Source organism: Streptomyces beijiangensis, assembly GCF_017315755.1.
Taxonomy (GTDB): domain Bacteria; phylum Actinomycetota; class Actinomycetes; order Streptomycetales; family Streptomycetaceae; genus Streptomyces; species Streptomyces beijiangensis.
This window is the reverse complement of sequence record NZ_JAFLRJ010000381.1, coordinates 1-965: the sequence shown is the minus strand read 5'-3', so window position 1 is coordinate 965 and position 965 is coordinate 1. Positions and strand designations below refer to the sequence as shown.

Here is a 965-nt window from a genome sequence, read left to right as displayed (position 1 = left end):
GCGCGACCTCGGCGCGTTCGGTCAACCTCACCAACTGACGCGTCCCCGCTTCGGTACAGCCCGTACCCGGTCTCGTAGACACTCGTCTTACACAAGTGTCTGCGTGCCGGGTACGCTGCTGTCATGGGACATCGCGAAGATCTGCTCGAAGGCGCCAAGCGCTGCCTGCTGGAGAAGGGCTACGCCCGTACCACCGCGCGCGACATCGTCGCCGCCTCGGGCACCAACCTGGCCTCCATCGGCTACCACTACGGCTCCAAGGAGGCCCTGCTCAACCTCGCCTTCCTGAAGGTGACGGAGGAGTGGGGCGACACGGTCGTCGAGAAGTCGGACGTGGATCCCGCCTCGATGACCGAACCCTGGGAGCGCTTCGAGGCGGTCTGGGGACAGGTCATCGGTTCGTACGAAGCGACACGGTCCTTCTGGAAGCTCCAGCTGGAGGCCGTCTCCCGGCTGGACGAGGATCCCGAGCTGCGCAAGGCGATCGCGGATCCGCAGGTGGAGGGCCGCAAAGGGCTGGCGGAGAACTTCCAGGGCATCGACGCCGGGACCGATCCGGACAAGGCGGGCAAGGCCGGTCTGGTCTACCAGGCGCTGCTTGTGGGCGTGATGGTGCAGTGGCTGGTCGACCCGGAGACGGCGCCTTCCGCGAAGGACCTCGCCGNNCCCTCGTCGAGGTCGAGCTCCGTCAGCTGCTCGATGCGCGACAGCCGGTAGTAGAGCGTCTGGCGGTGGATGCCCAGGGCCGCCGCCGTCCGTCCCGCCTGGCCCGCATGGTCGAGGAACACCTCGGCGGTGTGGGCCAGTTCGCTGTGGACGGGGGTCAGGAGCGTGCGTACGGCCGGGTCCCTGTGCAGCCCCTCGGGGAGTGCGGTGAGCATCCGGTACGGACCGATCGACGCCCACTGCGCCACCGGCCCCTGCCCCGCCCTGGCCGCCGCCGCCCGCGCCGCCGCGACCGCCTC

The 965-nt window shown here is 69.5% G+C and carries 1 protein-coding gene and 1 pseudogene; one reads left to right on the top strand and one right to left on the bottom strand.

What is annotated here, in order from left to right; genetic code table 11:
- The first annotated feature begins 123 nt into the window (after positions 1-123).
- Complete coding sequence (locus tag J0695_RS31525) at positions 124-717, top strand: TetR/AcrR family transcriptional regulator (RefSeq protein ID WP_206967862.1); 594 nt, start codon at positions 124-126, stop codon at positions 715-717.
- On the opposite strand, the pseudogene J0695_RS31520 reads toward J0695_RS31525, so the two are convergent.
- Positions 657-965 (bottom strand): annotated as a pseudogene (locus J0695_RS31520) (PucR family transcriptional regulator); the annotation flags it as partial. The gene J0695_RS31525 and the pseudogene J0695_RS31520 overlap by 61 nt on opposite strands.